This is a genomic window from Kitasatospora sp. NPDC051164 (genome assembly GCF_044455625.1).
In the GTDB taxonomy this organism is placed as follows: domain Bacteria; phylum Actinomycetota; class Actinomycetes; order Streptomycetales; family Streptomycetaceae; genus Kitasatospora.
In genome coordinates, this window is the sequence record NZ_JBITFB010000007.1 from 85069 (window position 1) to 101786 (window position 16718).

Annotated in this window: 16 protein-coding genes; 7 read left to right on the forward strand and 9 right to left on the reverse strand. The window is 74.9% G+C overall.

The window, feature by feature from the left end; genetic code table 11:
• Positions 1–398: 398 nt before the first annotated feature.
• Positions 399–1427, reverse strand: coding sequence for a hypothetical protein (locus tag ACIBEC_RS12470; protein ID WP_360496095.1), 1029 nt, complete (start codon positions 1425–1427; stop codon positions 399–401).
• Positions 1424–2305, reverse strand: coding sequence for an RNA polymerase sigma factor (locus ACIBEC_RS12475; protein WP_396287909.1), 882 nt, complete (start codon positions 2303–2305; stop codon positions 1424–1426). Before ACIBEC_RS12475 ends, ACIBEC_RS12470 begins: the two co-directional genes overlap by 4 nt.
• 568 nt (positions 2306–2873) lie before the next feature.
• Between ACIBEC_RS12475 and ACIBEC_RS12480 the strand changes: the two genes are divergently transcribed.
• The 4 genes from ACIBEC_RS12480 (at position 2874) to ACIBEC_RS12495 (ending at position 6405) form a co-directional block, all read left to right on the forward strand.
• Positions 2874–3566, forward strand: a complete 693-nt coding sequence (locus tag ACIBEC_RS12480) for a hypothetical protein (RefSeq protein ID WP_360496098.1) — start codon at positions 2874–2876, stop codon at positions 3564–3566.
• Positions 3567–3723: 157 nt separating this feature from the next.
• The gene (locus tag ACIBEC_RS12485; protein WP_360496101.1) at positions 3724–4542 is read left to right on the forward strand and encodes a VC0807 family protein; all 819 of its coding nucleotides are present in this window, start codon (positions 3724–3726) and stop codon (positions 4540–4542) included.
• A 200-nt stretch (positions 4543–4742) separates the two neighbouring features.
• Positions 4743–5486: a tyrosine-protein phosphatase gene (locus ACIBEC_RS12490; RefSeq protein WP_360496104.1), complete on the forward strand. Its 744-nt coding sequence runs from the start codon at positions 4743–4745 to the stop codon at positions 5484–5486.
• 160 nt (positions 5487–5646) lie between these two features.
• A complete protein-coding gene (locus ACIBEC_RS12495) occupies positions 5647–6405 on the forward strand; it encodes a Clp protease N-terminal domain-containing protein (protein WP_360496107.1) in 759 nt (252 codons plus the stop codon).
• Positions 6406–6473: 68 nt separating this feature from the next.
• Here the strand turns inward: ACIBEC_RS12495 and ACIBEC_RS12500 are convergent, their stop codons facing one another.
• The 6 genes from ACIBEC_RS12500 to ACIBEC_RS12525 all read right to left on the reverse strand — a co-directional run bounded on the left by ACIBEC_RS12500 (position 6474) and on the right by ACIBEC_RS12525 (position 11751).
• Positions 6474–6965 (reverse strand): NUDIX hydrolase, encoded by a 492-nt coding sequence (locus ACIBEC_RS12500; protein ID WP_360496110.1) that lies wholly within the window; start codon positions 6963–6965, stop codon positions 6474–6476.
• Between the two features lie 413 nt (positions 6966–7378).
• Positions 7379–8458, reverse strand: a complete 1080-nt coding sequence (locus tag ACIBEC_RS12505; RefSeq protein ID WP_360496113.1) for a sigma-70 family RNA polymerase sigma factor — start codon at positions 8456–8458, stop codon at positions 7379–7381.
• Between the two features lie 116 nt (positions 8459–8574).
• Positions 8575–9810 carry a serine hydrolase domain-containing protein gene (locus tag ACIBEC_RS12510; protein WP_360496116.1) on the reverse strand — a complete coding sequence of 412 codons (1236 nt, stop codon included), beginning with the start codon at positions 9808–9810 and terminating at the stop codon, positions 8575–8577.
• 226 nt (positions 9811–10036) lie between these two features.
• The gene (locus ACIBEC_RS12515; protein ID WP_360496119.1) at positions 10037–10309 is read right to left on the reverse strand and encodes a hypothetical protein; all 273 of its coding nucleotides are present in this window, start codon (positions 10307–10309) and stop codon (positions 10037–10039) included.
• Positions 10310–10474: 165 nt separating this feature from the next.
• A complete protein-coding gene (locus tag ACIBEC_RS12520; protein WP_360496122.1) occupies positions 10475–10741 on the reverse strand; it encodes a UBP-type zinc finger domain-containing protein in 267 nt (88 codons plus the stop codon).
• A gap of 125 nt (positions 10742–10866) precedes the next feature.
• Positions 10867–11751: a helix-turn-helix transcriptional regulator gene (locus ACIBEC_RS12525; RefSeq protein ID WP_360496125.1), complete on the reverse strand. Its 885-nt coding sequence runs from the start codon at positions 11749–11751 to the stop codon at positions 10867–10869.
• A 256-nt stretch (positions 11752–12007) separates the two neighbouring features.
• Here ACIBEC_RS12525 and ACIBEC_RS12530 point away from each other — a divergent pair, with 256 nt between their 5' ends.
• Complete coding sequence (locus ACIBEC_RS12530; RefSeq protein ID WP_360496128.1) at positions 12008–12769, forward strand: SDR family oxidoreductase; 762 nt, start codon at positions 12008–12010, stop codon at positions 12767–12769.
• A 57-nt stretch (positions 12770–12826) separates the two neighbouring features.
• Positions 12827–15532 carry a lysylphosphatidylglycerol synthase transmembrane domain-containing protein gene (locus ACIBEC_RS12535; protein WP_360496131.1) on the forward strand — a complete coding sequence of 902 codons (2706 nt, stop codon included), beginning with the start codon at positions 12827–12829 and terminating at the stop codon, positions 15530–15532.
• A gap of 96 nt (positions 15533–15628) precedes the next feature.
• Here the strand turns inward: ACIBEC_RS12535 and ACIBEC_RS12540 are convergent, their stop codons facing one another.
• Positions 15629–15826, reverse strand: a complete 198-nt coding sequence (locus ACIBEC_RS12540; protein WP_360496133.1) for a hypothetical protein — start codon at positions 15824–15826, stop codon at positions 15629–15631.
• A 255-nt stretch (positions 15827–16081) separates the two neighbouring features.
• Here ACIBEC_RS12540 and ACIBEC_RS12545 point away from each other — a divergent pair, with 255 nt between their 5' ends.
• Positions 16082–16549 (forward strand): carboxymuconolactone decarboxylase family protein, encoded by a 468-nt coding sequence (locus ACIBEC_RS12545; RefSeq protein WP_360496136.1) that lies wholly within the window; start codon positions 16082–16084, stop codon positions 16547–16549.
• The last annotated feature ends 169 nt before the right edge of the window (positions 16550–16718 follow it).

The following is a 16718-nucleotide window of genomic DNA, read 5'->3' on the forward strand; positions in this document are numbered from 1 at the left end:
CCGGCGGGCCCGCCCCCGCGTCCCCCCCCGCGGCCGGGGGGGGGGCCCGGGGGGCCGGGGGGGGGGGGGGGGGGCCGGGGGGGGGGGCCCCCGGCCCCCCCCCCCCCCCCCGCCGGCGCGGGGGTGCGGCCCGCCCTGACTGCGGGAGGGCGGGCCGCACGTTTCCGGGCCGGCCGGGCCGGCGGCGCGTCCGGGGTGACGCCTTGCCGGTCCGGCCGGGGCCGGCCGGGTGGACGGTGGGCACGGGGGAGCCGACCGGCCACCCGGAGTCTTCGGGTGGTACTGCTTCCTGCTGGTACCGCGAGTGGTACCGGGTGGTGCTGGTACTGCGGGTGGTGCGTTCCGGGTGGGCGGTGAGCCCGGGGGGAGTCGCTCGCCGCCCACCCGGAGTTCTGGGGTTATCCCGTGGACGACTGCCCGTCCTCGGATCGGCCGGTCTTGCTCGGGCGGATGTCCGGCAGGGTGGGCGCGGCGGGCAGCGGCGGGACGGTCGCACCGGTCTTGCCGGGCTTGGTGCCGCTGCCGCCGGTGTCCTGGCCGTTCCCGCCGCCCTTGCCGCCGTCGGTGCCGCCCTTGCCGGCGCCCGCGCTGGGAGCGTCGCCGGGCCGGCCGGGGTCGCGTGGCTGCGCACTGGCGCCCTGGTGGTCGCCGTCTCCCGCGCCGAGGGCCTTGGCGCAGAAGTCCGGGACCCGGTCCGCTCCCCCGGCGGCCGCGACCAGCGGACCGTAGAGCGGATCGGTGACCAGCCGGGCAGGGCGGTCGCCCTGGGCCGTCCGGTCGGCGAAGCCGCGGCAGAGGCCGAGCAGCGCGGGCGGTACGGCCGGACGATCGCCGTGACCCTCGGCCGACGGGGTGCCGGGGGTCGCGGTGCCGAAGGGGGCGGCCGTCTGTGGGCCGGGGGAGGCGGCGTCGGACGGACGGGCGGAGCCGGACGGCGGGGCGAACGGGGCGCCGGCGGAGTGGCCGCCGCCCGACGCGCCCGGCGAGGTGCCGGAGGCGCCGCCCTGGGCCGCGAGCGTGCGCTCGGGCTCGGCGGTGCCGCCGCTCAGTGGGGACGGCAGGTTGCCGGTGCCGGCGGCGACCGCGACCCCGCACAGCGCGGTGGCGCCGAGCACGGCGGCAGCAGCCTTCGTGCTGAAGGCCCTGGCCAGCGCTGCGGTTGCCATTGATCGTCTCCGGACGGGGGTCACTACGGGGTCGGGCGTGAGACTCGCCTCCCGGAACGCGGCCAGGGCGGCTTCCTCCCCGGCCAGTTCACCGGCCGTCGCGGGAGCGGCGGCCGCGGCGAGCACCCGGGCGAGCTGCCCGGGACCGCCGTCCGGTCCGGTGAGCGAGGCCTCCTGCCCGGCCGACGGGGCGGCCACGGCACCGCCGAGCAGCTGCTCGGCGGTATCACGGTCGATCCGACGGGATCGGTTGGTGCTCATCTCATGTCCTTCAGCGTCGCGGCCCGGCGTTCTGTCACACCCTGCGGAGAACTTTTTTTCGCGGGTTTCCCCGCGGGCTGCCCGGAGGCCTTGCCCGCGCTCCCTTCGGCGGCCTTCCCGGGGTCGCCGGGGGCCCTTCCTGCGGTGCCGCCGGGGGCCTTGACGGCGCCCTCGTCGGCTGACCCGCCCGTCCGCGCGGCCGGGATCCCGCCCCCGGACGCGAAGGGCTGCTCCAGCAGCTTGGCCAGCCGTCGAAGCCCCCGGTGGGCGGCCATCCGGACAGTGCCGGCCCGCTTGCCGAGCACCTGGGCGGCGCTCTCCGCGTCCAGTTCCATGACCACCCGCAGCAACACCGCCTCGGCCTGGTCGCGCGGCAGCCGGGAGATCAGCGCCAGTGCGTCGGCGGTGCCCACGGTGGTCAGCGCGGCGCCCGCGGTGTCATCCCCGGCCGCCAGTTCGACGAGGTACTCGAAGGGCAGGTCGGCGACCGGACGGCGGCGGCGGGCGCGCAGGTGGTCGAGTGCCCGGTGGCGGGCGATGGTGGCGGCCCAGCCGCGGAAGCCGTCCCCGTCGCCGGAGAAGCCGCTCAGGTCGCGGGCGATCTGCAGCCAGGTCTCCGAGGCGATGTCCTCGGCGTCCTGCATGTCCTCCGGCCGGCCGCCGACCAGCACCCGCAGGTAGCGCAGCAGGCCCGGTTGGACGGTCCGGAACAGCAGCCGGAACGCCTCCTCGTCCCCGCCCTGCGCGGCGCGGACCGCGTCGGCCAGATCGGCGGGAGCGGCAGCCGGTCCCGGTGGTGGGTCGTCTGCGGTCGGTACTGGTCCGGACCGGCCGACTGGGCTGCCGGTGCCCGCTCCGGGGCGCTCTGCACTCTGCACCCGCCACATGATGCGCCATTCGGGCGAACGGGTCGGCTCCGGTCGAAGGACCGGCCGGCCCGGGGCCAAGGTCCCGCGCGCTGCTGCCCTTCGTCCGCAGACCCGGCAGGCCTGCACCGCCTATGTTGTCCGTAGACGAAGCAGTCCTGGGCCGCCGGCACGCCCGGAGACCGGGTCCGCCGAAGTGCCCGGCCCGCCGCCGCGGACCCGCCGCGAATCCGCCGCGCCCGACGGCGTACGCGCGTCCACACGCACCCGGTTCGTGCACATCCGGGACGCATGACCCGGCCCCGACCGCGCAGACGAGGCGGGGACCACCGGCGACCCACCCAAGACCCCGCAGGACCGGCACAGGACCGACCGAGAACCGGCACAGGACCGACCGAGAACCGGCACAGGACCGACCGAGAACCGGCACAGGACCGGCGCAGGACCGACCGAGGACCACCGCAGGGGCCGGCCGAGGACCACCGCAGGACCGGCCATGCCACCCCCAGGCCCGCCCGAGGGCCACCAGCAGCCACGACCAGTAGCCACGACCAGTAGCCACGACCAGCAGGGACGAACGATGACGACTGCCCACGAGCTCCACGCGAAGGGCCTGCGCGAACACCTCGCGCCCGCCCTGCGCGCCCTGGGCCTCACCGGGTGGCGCCGGAGCTTCAACCTGCCGGACGACACCCACTGGGTGCTGCTCGGCCTCGTCGAGCGCCCCGCCGCCGACCGGGTGCCCTTCACCTTCGACCTCAGCCTGGTCCGCCGCACCGACTGGACCGCTGCCGCCCTGCCCGGCCATCGGCCCGACCCCCGCGTCCGGTACGGCATCGAGACCTGGCGGGCCCGGATCGGCGAGGTGCTGCCGGTCGGCGAGGACGTCTGGTGGGAGGTGCTGCCCGGGCGGCGCTGGCAGCTCCCACTGGACGATGCCGTCGCCGCCGTCAGGCACTACGGCCTGCCGGAGCTGCGCCGCCGGGCCGAGGCCGACCGTGCCCCGACCGGGGAGACCTATCTCTCCCCCGCCGAACTGCAGGAGGTCAACGCCGCGCTGCTGACCGTCGCGGTGGCCCGGGTGCAGCGCGCCGAGCTGGCCGACAAGGCGCTGGTGCTGACCGGCGCCTGGACCCGGGGCGACGCCGTCGCCCGGACCGTCCTGGCCGGGGTCGCGCAGGGGTTCCTGTCCGCCGGGGACGAGCGGTTCGGCACCGTCCGCTGCCGGGACACCCTGGACCGCGAGCTGTGGACCTTCCCCGCTGACGACTAGAGAACCGCAGGTCGGACGGGGTGTCACGGTGCGCTCCATGACAACTGTCACGCGGATCCCGCAACGGACGGCACTGCCCTGACGGAGGGTCGGCCGGAAAAACTGGAGGCACAACGCGGGCAGCAGCCCGCGGCCACCAGCCGGGGAGGAACCCACCGTGAGCCAGACCGTCAGCGCCGCCGCCGGCGCCCCCACCCTCGCCGTCACCCCCACCGTCGCCGTCGCCGTCTCCGCCCGTGCGAAGGCCGCTCCCGCGAAGGCCGCCGCCGATGTTCGGCAGGCCCAGGCAGTTGCCGAGGGCGCCGCCAGCGCCAAGGCCGCCAACCCGCTGCTCTCCGGCCTCCGCCCGCTGGCCCTCGACGTGGCCGCCCCGCTGGCCGGCTACTACCTGCTGCACTCGGCCTGCGGCCTGAGCGAGTTCGCCGCCCTGGCCTGGAGCAGCGCCTTCCCGGCCGCCCGCACCGTCATCGGCCTGCTCCGGGAGCGCAAGGTCAACCTGTGGGCCGCGCTGATGCTGACCGTCAACCTGGCGGGCCTCGCCCTGACCTTCGTCACCGGCGACGCCCGGATGATGATCGCCAAGGACGGCGGACTGAGCGGCACCGTGGCGCTCGCGATCCTGGTCTCGGCGGTGATCGGCCGACCGGTGATGAGCCCGATGCTGATGCCCTTCCTCACCAAGGGCAAGCGGGACCGCGCCGCCGCCTGGCAGCGGCTGGCCGAGGGCCGGGCGGCCGCGTCGCGATCCTTCCGCCGCCACGAGCGCCTGTTCTCGGGCATCTGGGGCGCCGCGCTGCTGACCGAGTGCGCGGCCCGGGTGGTCGGCGCCTTCACCCTGCCGGTGTCGACGATGGCCTGGCTGTCCACCGTGTTCCTGATCGGCGCGATCGTGGCCGGTTCGATGCTCGGCCAGATCGCCACCGAGCCGATGGAGAAGCTGGTCAGTGCCGAGACCGAGGCCCCGACCGCCGCCTGAGCCCCACACCCGCCCGCCGCCCGACCGCCGTCTGACCAGCACCCCGACCACCACCCCGATCAGCACGGGAGCGCCACCCCGACCGGCACGTGAACAGCCGGTTCCGAGGACTCGAACGGCCAGGAACCATCCTGATCTCCCGGGAGTCCTTACATAACGAGGGGGTAACGGGACCCCCCGACGAGGAAACGGGGAGTCCCATGAACCGGACGACGGACGCGCTGACCACCATCGAGGACCGCACCCTCGTCTGGGACGGCTGCCTGAACATCCGCGACCTGGGCGGGCTGCCCACCGCCTCCGGCCGGCTCACCGCCCGCCGTGCGATAGTCCGGGCGGACAACCTGGACCGCCTCACCTTCGAGGGCTGGGACGCCCTCCTCGACCACGGGGTCCGCACCGTGATCGACCTGCGCAACGCCGAGGAGTACAAGCCGCTCCTCCCGCTCCCCGACGACGTCGACCTGATCCGCATCCCGCTGGACGAACTGGCCGGCCCCGCCTGGTGGGAGGCCCACGGCCGGCTGGACGGCACCCCGCTCGCGCTCCGCCCGTACCTGGACCACTGCCCGCACGCCGCCGCCGCGCTGATCGCCGCGATCGCCGGCGCCCACCCCGGCGGCGTGGTCGTGCACTGCGGCGCCGGCCGTGACCGCACCGGCCTCGCCGCCCTGCTGCTGCTCGCCCTGGCCGGGGTCGACCGGGCCTCGATCGCCGAGGACTACCTACTGAGCGGCCCCAACGTCCGCCCGTTGTACGGGATGCTGGGCCTGCCCGACCCGTACCGCCGGATCGATGCGGTGCTCGCCGAGGCCGGCACCACCGCCGAGGCCGCCCTGGAAGCCACGCTCGACGGGTTCGACCCGGCCGGCTACCTGCTCGCGGCGGGCGTCACGCCCGACCGGATCGCCGCCGTCCGCAGCCGACTGCTGCCGGCCGCATAGGAACCGCCAGGCAGGAACCGCCGCGCAGGAACGCCGCACAGGAACCGCCACCTAGGACCCGACGCGCAGAGGCCGCCGCGCAGGACGGGCCGCCGGAAGCCTTCACGACAATCGTCAATCGATGGTTGACGATCCCGGGGCGACAACCTACGGTTGACGCATGGAGAATCCCGTTGTTCCCAACACCACTCCGTTGCGCCTCGACGACCTGATCGCCGCGATCAAGAAGGTCCACACCGACGCGCTCGACCAACTCTCCGACGCGGTCATCGCCGCCGACCACCTCGGCGAGCTCGCCGACCACCTGATCGGCCACTTCGTCGACCAGGCCCGGCGCTCCGGCGCCTCCTGGACCGACATCGGCCAGAGCATGGGCGTCAGCAAGCAGGCCGCCCAGAAGCGCTTCGTCCCCAGGGACCCGGCCACCCCGAACGACCTCGACCCCAGCCAGGGTTTCAGCCGGTTCACCCCCCGGGCCCGCAGCGTCGTGGTGGCCTCGCAGGAGGAGGCCCGGAAGGCGAGCAACGCCGAGATCACCACGGAGCACCTGCTGCTCGGCCTGCTCGCCGAGCCCGAGGGCATCGGCATGAAGGCGCTCGCCGCCCAGGGCGTCGCCCCGGAGGCCCTGAGGGAGGCGGCCACCGCCGCCCTGCCGGCCGCCGTCGACGAACTGCCCGCACTGATCCCGTTCGACGCCCGCAGCAAGAAGGTGCTGGAGCTGACCTTCCGCGAGGCGCTCAAGCTCGGACACAACTACGTCGGCACCGAGCACCTCCTGCTCGCGCTGCTGGAGCAGGACAACGGCCAGGGCATCCTCACCGCGCTGAAGGTGGACAAGTCCGAGGCGGAGACCTTCGTCTCTGAGGCCATCGCCGCCATCATCGCCGCCCGGAACGCGGAGTCCGAGCAGCAGGGTTGAGGACCCGGCGCCGTGCCCCGGGCGGAACACCCGCCCGGGGCACGACACTTCCTGCTGGAACCCGGAGCCTAGAAGCCGGAGACGCGGGTGGTGACGATCCGGACCCGGCCGTCCTCCGCCGCCTCCAGAGCCGCCCGCAGCCGGGCCGATCGGGCCGGGCCGAGGAGCTCCAGCGCCTCCTCGAGCGGGGCCCAGCGGTGGTCGTCCAGCTCACCGGCCGGGACGGTCACGGGGGTGCCGTCCGGGACGGTGCCGAAGTCGAACATGAAGTGCTCGGCGGGGTGGTCGAGTTCGGCCGAGGGGTGGGTCCAGGAGATGGCCAGCAGCTCACCGGCCTCCCGGACGATGCCGGTCTCCTCCTCCAACTCCCGCTTGGCGCACTCGACCGGGCCCTCCCCGAGGTCGATCGTGCCCCCGGGGAACTGCCAGTGCTCGCGGTACCCGGCCTTCACGATCAGGATCCGACCGGACTCGTCCCGCAGCAGGCCGCCCGCCCCCGCGTAGATCCGGGGCAGGGACGCCAGCCATTCCTCGCGGGACTTCAAGGGCTCAGCCGTCACGGTGCTCCTCCTGGCGCAGGTGGGGTTCGACGGCCCCACTCTGCCACCAGGCTTCGTCACCGGACTTCGCCACCGCACCTCGCCACCGGACCGCGCCGACGAAACGTCGCCGCCGGACTTCGGAGCGACCGATGAGTCGGCACCGTCATGCCGGTCCAACCCGTATGACCACCACCACCGGGACCACCGGCGAGACCACACCGAGCACGATCGTGCTGACCTGCGACCTGCGCGCGCTGACCGCCCCCGACCTGGCCGTCGTCGACGCGCTCGCCCGGCTGCGGCTCGCCGCCGCCCGGTACGGGGTGGACGTGGTGCTGCTGAACGCGAACGGCCCGCTGCGGGAACTGCTCGCGTTCAGCGGGCTCGCGGCACTGCTGCCGGGCGCGGCCGATCCACTCGACCTGTACGGGCTACTCGGCGTCGACCTCCCCGTCGCGGACATCCGGGCGGACATCCGGGCGGACATCCGGGCGGACGTCGACCGGTCCAGCGCCGACCGGCCCGACCCCGGCCTGCTCGGCATCCAGCCGGGGCGGCAGGCCGAACAGCGGGAAGAGCACATCGGTGTCCAGGAAGTTGGTGAACCCGGTGATCCGCCCCGCTGACACCTCCGGCACGATCAGCGCCCACGGCTCGTGCCCGCCCGCCGGGCTCGGCCGGTACTGGGCGAAGGCCGGCCCGCCATTGGCCGTCACCGGGAGCAGCCGGGAGTCGCGGCAGCCGTGCCCGGGGCCCAGCATCCAGGCCCGGATCTCGTCCTGCCCCTGCAGCCACATCGCGAACGGCGGCATGTTGAGCGTGACGTCCTCGTGCAGCAGGGCGGCCAGGCCGTCCATGTCGTATGCCTCGAAGGCGCGGACGTAGCGGTCCAGCAGCGCGCGGTGGTCCTCGTCCAGCGCGGGGACCGGCCGGGCGGCCGAGGCGTCGGTGGCGAGCACCGCGCGGGCGCGCTGCAGCGCGCTGTTGACCGAGGCCACCGTGACGCCGAGGAGTTCGGCGACCTCGGCGGCCTTCCAGCCGAGCACCTCACGAAGGATCAGCACCGCCCGCTGCCGGGGCGCGAGCCGCTGCAGCACGGCCACGAAGGCCAGCTTCACCGATTCGCGCTGGGCGGCCACCTCGGCCGGGTCCCCCGTCTCGGGCAGCACCCGGCCGTCCGGGGCAGGGCCGATCCAGGTCACCTCGGGCAGCTGGGTGTCGTGCGCCGTGGCCACCGTGACCGGGCCCGCCAGGTCCATCGGACGGGCCCGGGCGTTGCGGCCGTTCAGCGCGTCCAGGCAGACGTTGGTGGCGATGCGGTACAGCCAGGAGCGCAGCGCGGCCCGGCCCTCGAAGCCCCGGTGCCCGCGCCAGGCCCGGACCATGGTCTCCTGCACCGCGTCCTCGGACTCGAAGACGGAGCCGAGCATCCGGTAGCAGTAGCCGGTGAGTTCCGTCCGATACCGCTCCAGCTGGAGCTCGACCGGCTCCGCCGTGATCACGTCGGCCATCGTGCGCCCCCGTCGTCCTGCCGTGCCCTGGTGAACGGGACGAACGTAGCGCAGGGCACCGACAATCGCTCACGGCTCCGGCAGCCGGCCGTCGGCTCACCGCTCCGACGGCCGGCTCACTGCTTCCCGTACACCTGGCCGGAGCCGAAGCCGGTGGTCACCAGCTTCCACAGGGTGGGGAACTCCTCGCCGGAGATGCCGGTCGGGTTGAGCCCGACGATCACGGTGCGGGAGAGATCGCGGGTGGCGAAGAAACCGCTGCTGTAGCCGGGCCGGGCACCGGTCTTGCCCCAGATCTCGGTGCCGTTCGGCAGCACGCTGCGCAGCATGCCGCCCGCGCTGAAGCAGGCGTGGCCGGCGGTCGGGCCGATCTCGCAGCTCTTGTTGTGGTCGTTCGGCACGTTCGGGACGGCGAACACCTCGGCCTGCTGGGCGGGCGGCAGCAGCCGGCCGCGGAAGAGGGCGTCGAAGAACCGCTCCAGGTCGGCGGCGGAGGAGATCATGCCGCCTTCGGCCCACGGGTACGGGCTCTGCTCGGTGACGTCCACCCGGTCGGTGGTGCCGTCGGCGGCGCGGACGTCCACGTAGCCGGAGGCGTGCGGACCGTGAACGGTCAGGTCGTCGGCGGCCGGGACGTAGGTGGCGTGCAGGCCGAGCGGGCCCGTGATGCGTCGGCGCACCTGGTCGGCGAAGGTGTCGCCGCTGACCTTCTCGATCACCATCCCGGCGACGAAGTAGTTGTTGCCGTTGTACTGCTGGGCGGTGCCGGGCACGAAGCTCATCGGCTGGGTGAGCATGTCGGCGACCACCTGCTCGGGGCTGAAGTAGTCCGCCTTGTGCGCGGCGAACCACGCCGTGCTGCCGTCCCCCGCGGTCATTCCGCCGCCGCCGGGCAGACCGCTGGTGTGGTCGAGCAACTGCCGTACGGTGACCGGCGGGTAGCCGGTCGGCAGCAGGCCGGGCAGGTAGTGCTGGACGGTGCCGTCCAGATCGACCTTGCCCTCGGCGACGAGCTGGAGCATCACGGTCGCCGTGAACACCTTGGAGATGCTGCCGATCCGGAACCGGGCGTTCGCCGGGACGTCCTCGCCCGAGGTGCCGCGCCACCGCGCGTCCGGGCCGCCCACCCGGACCAGCGCGCCGGTGATGTCGGCGGGCAGGGTGTCGAGGGTCTTCGCGAGCGATTCCCGGTCCAGCGGCCCCGGTTGGGCCGACACGGAGGCGGAGCCAGCGCTGACGGACGGCGCCTCCGCAGCCAGGGCCGGGGCCGCAGCGCCGACCGTGACGGCGGCGAGCAGCGCACCGGCTGCCGCAAGGGTGGACCAACGAATGCTGCGCGTAAGGGTGTTCATCCGGCTTCTCTCCAACGACGGCTCGCCCGGCGGGCGGTGGCTCTGACAGGAGAGAGTCTTCGGCGGGACACCCGGCCGCGGCATCCGGGAACTCCCCTGAACCGGCCCGGAGAAGGCCCCCGAGAAGACCCCCGAGGAGAGCCCTGATGAAAGCCCCCGAGAGCACCCCTGGCCATGCGCCGGGGGCGGACACCCGCAGCTCGGTGCCCGCCCCCGGCCGGACGGTTCAGTGGGCGGAGTGCTTCTCCGCGCCGCGGTGCCGGTGACCCTTGAGTTCGGCGTGCATCGCCGGAGCGGAGTGCGTGGCCGCGGCCGGCGTGTCGCGCCCGCCGTGGCGGAACGCCTCGCCGGTGCCGTACCCGGCGCCGGCGGAAGACACCGCGCCGGTGCGCAGCTTCGGCCCGATCCGGGCGGGCGGGCTCGCCATGCCGCGGCGTTCCAGCAGTTCCTGGGTGCCCTGGCGGAGCTGGGCGGTGCTGCCCGGTGTTCGCTTGGTCATCGTGGGCCTCCCTTCGGCGGTCCACCGGCCGGACGGGCGTCGGCCGGAGGGGCCGCACGGGCTTTATGTCCGGATTTTATCCGTCGTGCGCGGCCACGCCACCGGGGAGAGCGAGGAGAGCGGCGAGACCCGGGAGACCGGGGAGACCGGTTGCGAACGCCCGTCTCAGCCCATGACCTCGTGGACGAAGCACCAGCGCCAGTCCTCCCCCGGCTCGTACGAGCGGATCACCGGGTGGGAGGTGTTGTGGAAGTGCGCGGTGGCGTGCCGCTGCGGCGAGAAGTCGCAGCAGCCGATGTGGCCGCAGTCCAGGCAGATCCGCAGGTGCACCCAGTCCCGGCGCCCCTGCGCCAGGCAGTCGGCGCAGCCGTTGGTGGGAGGAACGGGCTCGATGTCCTGAGGGGCCAGAGCGAGGTCTTCGCAGGCACTCATGAGTGCAGGCTAAGCCGCCCCGGGCCGTCCCGCCCGCTCAGAACTCCCCGGACGGCCCGTTCAGGAGGACCCGGCCCGACCTGCCCAGGACGGCCCGCTCGGCCTGCCCGGGACGCCTCCGGCGCTCAGGAGACGCCGGACGCCTCGGACTCCGCCCCCGGCGCCGTCCAACTCGCCAGCAGCGCCAGCTTCTGGGCGGTCGGCGAGCCCACCGGGGCGGTGTAGACGACCAGCAGTTGGTCCGGCGAGCCGTTGACGCCCAGGGTCTCGTAGCCGAACTCCAGGTCGCCGACCAGCGGGTGCCGGACCAGCTTGACGCCGTGGGTCTTCTCCCGAACCAGGTGGTCCGCCCAGAGCCGGCCGAACTCCTCACTGCGCACCGACAGTTCACCCACCAGGGCGCTCAGCTCCGGGTCCTCCGGGTGCAGTCCGGCGTCCCGGCGCAGGTAGGAGACGGTCTCCGCGGCGACCGCGTCCCACTGCCGGTAGTAGTCCCGGGCCGCCGGGTCGAGGAAGCCGTGCCGGGCCTGGTTGGGCGGGCCGTCCGGGCCGCCCTCCGTACGCGTGGAGAAGCCGTTCACCGCGTCGCCCAGCGCGTTCCAGGCCAGGACGTCCATCCGGCGGCCCAGGACGAAGGCCGGCACCTCGGTCATCAGGTCCAGCAGCAGCCTGGTCCCCGGGCGGACCTGCTGCCGGGCCCGTCCCCGCGCGGCACCGGCGGCGGCACCGGCCGGGGCCTTGGGCGGACGGGCGAGCGAGCGCAGGTGCGCCGTCTCCACCTCGTCCAGCCGCAACACGCGGGCCACCGCGTCCAGCACCGCGTCCGAGGCGCTGCCGCCCCGGCCCTGCTCCAGCCGGACGTAGTAGTCGACGCTGACGCCCGCGAGCTGCGCCACCTCCTCCCGGCGCAGCCCCTGCACCCGGCGGCGGCCGTGCGAGGGCAGGCCCACCTCCTCCGGCAGGATCCGGGCTCGGCGCGTGCGGAGGAAGTCCCCCAGGGTGTTCTCCATGCCTGGCAGGTTAGCCGCGGGCGGCCGCGCGAGGGTGGTACTGCCGTACCCAGGAAAGGCCGTCCCGGGAAGGGGGTTCCCAGGACGGCGGTACCCGGGAAAGGCACAGCCCTGGGTCGGCGGCCGCGGTCCGCGCAGAGTGGTCGACGTCAGCCCGACCACCGCCGGAAACCCCGGAGCCCCCGGACCCTCTGGCCCCCGGAACACCGGAACCTCTGGACCCGGACCCCGGAACCTGGACCCCCCTGGAGCCCCGATGAGCCTCGTCTCCCTCGCCACCCGCACCGCCGTCGTCACCGGAGCCGCCAGCGGCATGGGCGCCGCCACCGCCCGGACGCTCGCCGCCCAGGGCGCCCGGGTCGCCCTGCTCGCCCGGCGCACCGATCGGCTGGACGCGCTCGCCGCCGAGATCGCCGCCGCCGGCGGGCAGGCGCTCGCCGTCACCGCCGACATCACCGACCAGACCTCCGTGGACGCCGCCGCGAAGGCCGTCCACGACACCTACGGGCAGGTCGACCTGGTCGTCAACAATGCCGGGGTGATGCTGCCCAACCCGCTCGCCGACGGCCGGATCGACGAGTGGACCCGCATGGTCGACACCAACCTCACCGGCGCGCTGCGGATCGTCCGCGCCTTCACCGCCGACCTCACCGCGGCCGCCGCCGAGGGCCGCCCCTCCGACCTGGTCAACGTCTCCTCGATCGCCTCACACGTGGTCTTCCCCGACTACGCCGTGTACGGCGCCACCAAGGCCGCGCTCACCCAGCTGTCCGCCGCCCTGCGCAGCGAGCTGGGCCCGCGCGACGTCCGGGTCAGCGCGATCGAGCCCGGCCTGACCGACACCGAACTCGGCGGGCACATCGACAACCCGGCCCTGCGCGAACAGCTCGGCAGCATGTTCGACGTCATCCCGGCGCTCGCGGCCGAGGACATCGCCGACCTCATCGCGTACACCGTCAGCCGCCCCCGGCACGTCAACCTGCGCCACCTGGTCGTGCTGCCGACCCGGCAGGCGTGACCGGCCCGCCCGGCGTCCACGCTCCGCACGCACGGGTGGCATGGGAGCATGCCACCCGTGGCGATCGTGACGGGGAGAACGAACGGCGACACCGACGGGGGCGACACCGGCGGTGTGCCCGCGCAACTGGCGGGTGACGCGGGCGACGCAGGGGTGCCGGACGGCGGTGCAGCAGGCAGCGGCGGTGCGACGGACACCAGTAGAGCGGGCAGCAGGGCCACCGGGATCCCCGGGCAGGCCGGACCCGGCCGGTTCCCGGCCCGCCCGGTGCCCGCCACCGGCCGGCTCCGGCAGCCCGTCGCCCTGATCCGGCTGCTCGGCGGCCTGTTCGCCATCGCCCTCACCCTGCTGCTCGCCGACTACGCCCGCGCCACCACCGGCGGCATCGCCGCCGACGTGGCCGAGGCCGCCGCCCTGGTGCCGCGGCCGCTGGCGAGCCTGGCAGGCGGGCTCACCACCGCCGCCGTCCTGCTGCTGCCAGTCGGCCTCGCCGTGCGCCGCCTGCTCGGCCCCGACCGGCGGCGCGCCCTCCAGCAGGTCTCCGACGGGCTGCTCGCCGCCGTCCTCGCGTACGGCGCCACCCTCGGCGTGGACCTGTGGGCGGACGGCCTCGCTCCGCACTCGCTGCTCACCGCGCTCAGCCAGCCGCTGCCCGGCGACGTCCTCGGGCACACCGAACCGGTGTACGGCTACCTCGCCCCGGTCCTCGCCTTCATGACCGCCTCCGGCAGCCGCGAACGCCGCCTGCCCTGGACCATCCTCGCCCTCTCCGGCCTCGCCGGACTGGCCGGCGGCTTCGCCACCCCCACCGCGCTGCTGCTCGGCCTGCTGATCGGCTGGACCGGCGCCCACGGCACCCTCTACGCAGTCGGCACCCCCGACCCCTGCCCCCGGCCCGGCGAGATCCTGCGCGCCCTGCGCGAGAGCGGCCTGCGCCCGGTCGAAGCCCACCCGACCGGGCCCGACCGCTACCGGGTCCGACAGGCCGACGACCGCCCCGACCTCGACGTCCAGCTCCTCGACCGGCAGGCCGTCACCGCCGCCGCCGTCCGGCGCGCCTGGCGCCGGCTGCGCCTGCGCACCGCCCCCGACCCGCGGGTCCTGCGCTCCCCGCGCACCGGCCTGGAACACGAGGCCCTGGTGACGTACGCGGCCCTGGCCGCCGGCGTCCGCACCCGCAGCATCGCCGCCACCGCCGGTGTCGGCCACGACACCGCCCTCCTCGCGTACGAGCGGCTGGCCGGCCGCACCCTGGACCAGCTCGCCGACGAGGAGATCACCGACGAGCTGCTCACCGACGCCTGGGGCCAGCTCGCCCTCCTCCAGCGCCGCGAGATCGCCCACCGCGCCCTCGTCCCCTCCTCGCTCCTGGTCGACGGCTCGGGCGCGGTGCACCTGGTCGACTTCGCCGACGGCGACATCGCCGCCACCGAACTCGTCCTGCGCTGCGACATCGCCCAGCTCCTCACCACCCTCGCCCTGCGCACCGGCGCCGCCCGCTCCGTCCGCACCGCCACCGCCGTCCTCGGCCGCGACCCCATCGGCGCCGCTCTCCCCCTCCTCCAACCGATCGCCCTCACCCACACCACCCGCCGCGCCCTCAAACGCCACGCGAAACCCACCGGCACGGCCCCGGCCCGGCCGGAACCGTCGCCCGCCGGCACCCCGGCCGCCTCGGCTGGCACCGCCCAGGGCGCTGGCGCCAGTGCCAGCGCCGCCGACGGGGCGCAGACCCAGAACGCCCCCGTTCCCGGTGGGCTGCTGGAGGAGATCCGGGCTGAGGTGCTGCGGGCGCGACCGCAGGTGGTGGGGCGGCCGGTGCGGTTGGAGCGGTTGCGGCCGCGGACGATGCTGGCCGTCGTGGGCGGGGTGGTGGCCGGGTGGCTGCTGATCCCGCAGCTGTTCGCGGCGGAGGACAACCCGGTCTCCGCCCTGGCGGACGCCGATCCGTGGTGGCTGCTGCTGGCGCTGGTCGCGGCGGCAACGAGCCACGTCACGGCGGCGATGGGGTTCGTCGGCTTCGTGCCGGAGCGGCTGGACTTCCGCAACGCGGTGCTGGCGCAGGTGGCCGGGTCGTTCGTGAAGCTGGTGTCGCCCGGCGGGGTCGGCGGGGTCGCGCTGAACACCCGCCTGCTGCAGCAGGCCGGGATCCCGACGGCGCAGGCGCTGTCCAGCGTCGGTGTGGGGACGATGATCGGACTGGTGCTGCACCTGCTGCAGCTGGGGGCCTTCGTCTACCTGCTGGACCTGCAGCCGGGCGGCTCCGAGCTGGACGCGCTGCCCGCGGTGGTCGGCGGGCTGGCGGGGGCGGCGGCGCTGCTGGCGTTGGTGTCGGCCATCCCGGTGGCCCGGCGGTGGCTGGCGGCGCGGCTGCGGCCGTTGACGACCGAGGTGGTGCCGCGGCTGCTGGACCTGCTGCGCAGTCCGACCCGGCTGGCGGTCGGGGTGACCGGGCAGCTGCTGGTGTCGATCTGCCTGATCTCCTGCCTGTACTGCTGTACCCGGGCGATCGGCCGGGAGCCGTCCTTCGCCTCGGTCGCGGTGGTGTTCCTGGTGGGCAACGCGGCGGGCAGCGCGGCGCCGACCCCGGGCGGGGCCGGCGCGGTGGACGGGGCACTGATCACGCTGCTGCAGCAGACCGCGTCGATGGAGAAGGGCGGCGCGCTGGCGGCGGTGGCGCTGTACCGGCTGCTGACGCTGATCCTGCCGGTGCTGCCGGGCTGGGCGGCGCTGGCCTGGCTGCAGCGCCGCCGCGCGCTCTAGGGTCCGCCGCACGCCGTAGGGCCGCCGCTCGGGAACAGCCCGGCACGCGGGGCCCGCTCGGGTTCAGCCCGACCCCGCGCGGCCCGCTCGGGACGGCTACTCCCGGTACTCGTCCTCGTCGAGCTGGACCACCCGGGTCTGCTCCGCAACGTCCGCGACGTCGGTGGCCGGGTCGGCGCCGAGGGCGCGGCGCTCGGCGACCTCGTCGTACTCGTCGACGTCGGGCGCCTCCTCGTCGGTCTCGACGGTCTCGGCGGTCTCGTCGATCAGGTAGTCCTCGTGATCCTGCGGCATGGCATCGTCCTCACTGTTCGGAGGCTCCCACGGGCCCGGGTGGCGGTACTGGCAGTATCCGCCGCCCGGTGCCCGGACGCGAAGCGCCGAGCCCGCCCGGGCGTGTTGCCGCAAGCGCCGTGCCGCCTCCGCGCCGCCTCCGCGCCGCCTCCGCGCCGCCTCCGTGCCGCCCGGCCGAACCCCTCGCATTGACCCACGAATCACGCTGCCGAATGACCCAAGAGAAGGGTGCATTCCGAGCCTAGGGTCGTAGCCATGACGACGAACGAGCTCACCGAAGCCCCCGCCCGCCTCGACTACGCCCGCACCGTCCCGAAGGTGTTCCGGGCGATGATCGCCCTGGACGCCGCCGCCCGCGAGGGCCTGGACCCGGCGCTGGTCGAGCTCGTCCAGATGCGCACCTCGCAGCTGAACGGCTGCGCGTACTGCCTGGACATGCACACCAAGGACGCCCGCAAGGCCGGCGAGAGCGACGAGCGGATCTACCTGCTGCCGGTCTGGCCGGAGGCCCCGGCCGGGGTGTACAGCGAGCGCGAGCGGGCCGCCCTGGCACTCGCGGAGGAGATCGCGCGGATCGGCGGCGGGGTCTCGGACGCGGTGTACGCCCGGGCGGCCGCGCACTTCGCGGAGGCCGAGCTGGCGCAGCTGATCTCGGTCTGCTTCACCATCAACGCCTGGAACCGCATCAACGTGGCCACCCGCAAGTCCCCCGGCGCCGCCTGACCGGGCCACCTGCCGGACCGCCGCGCGGGGCACCGTACGCAGCACCGCCCGCAGCACCGCCCGGTGGCCCGTGCGGAACGCCGCCCAGGCCACCGGGGGTACGATCGGTGCCGTACAAAGGGCTTACCCACACCCACCCGGTGGCCCCGAGGCCCACACGAACGACGGG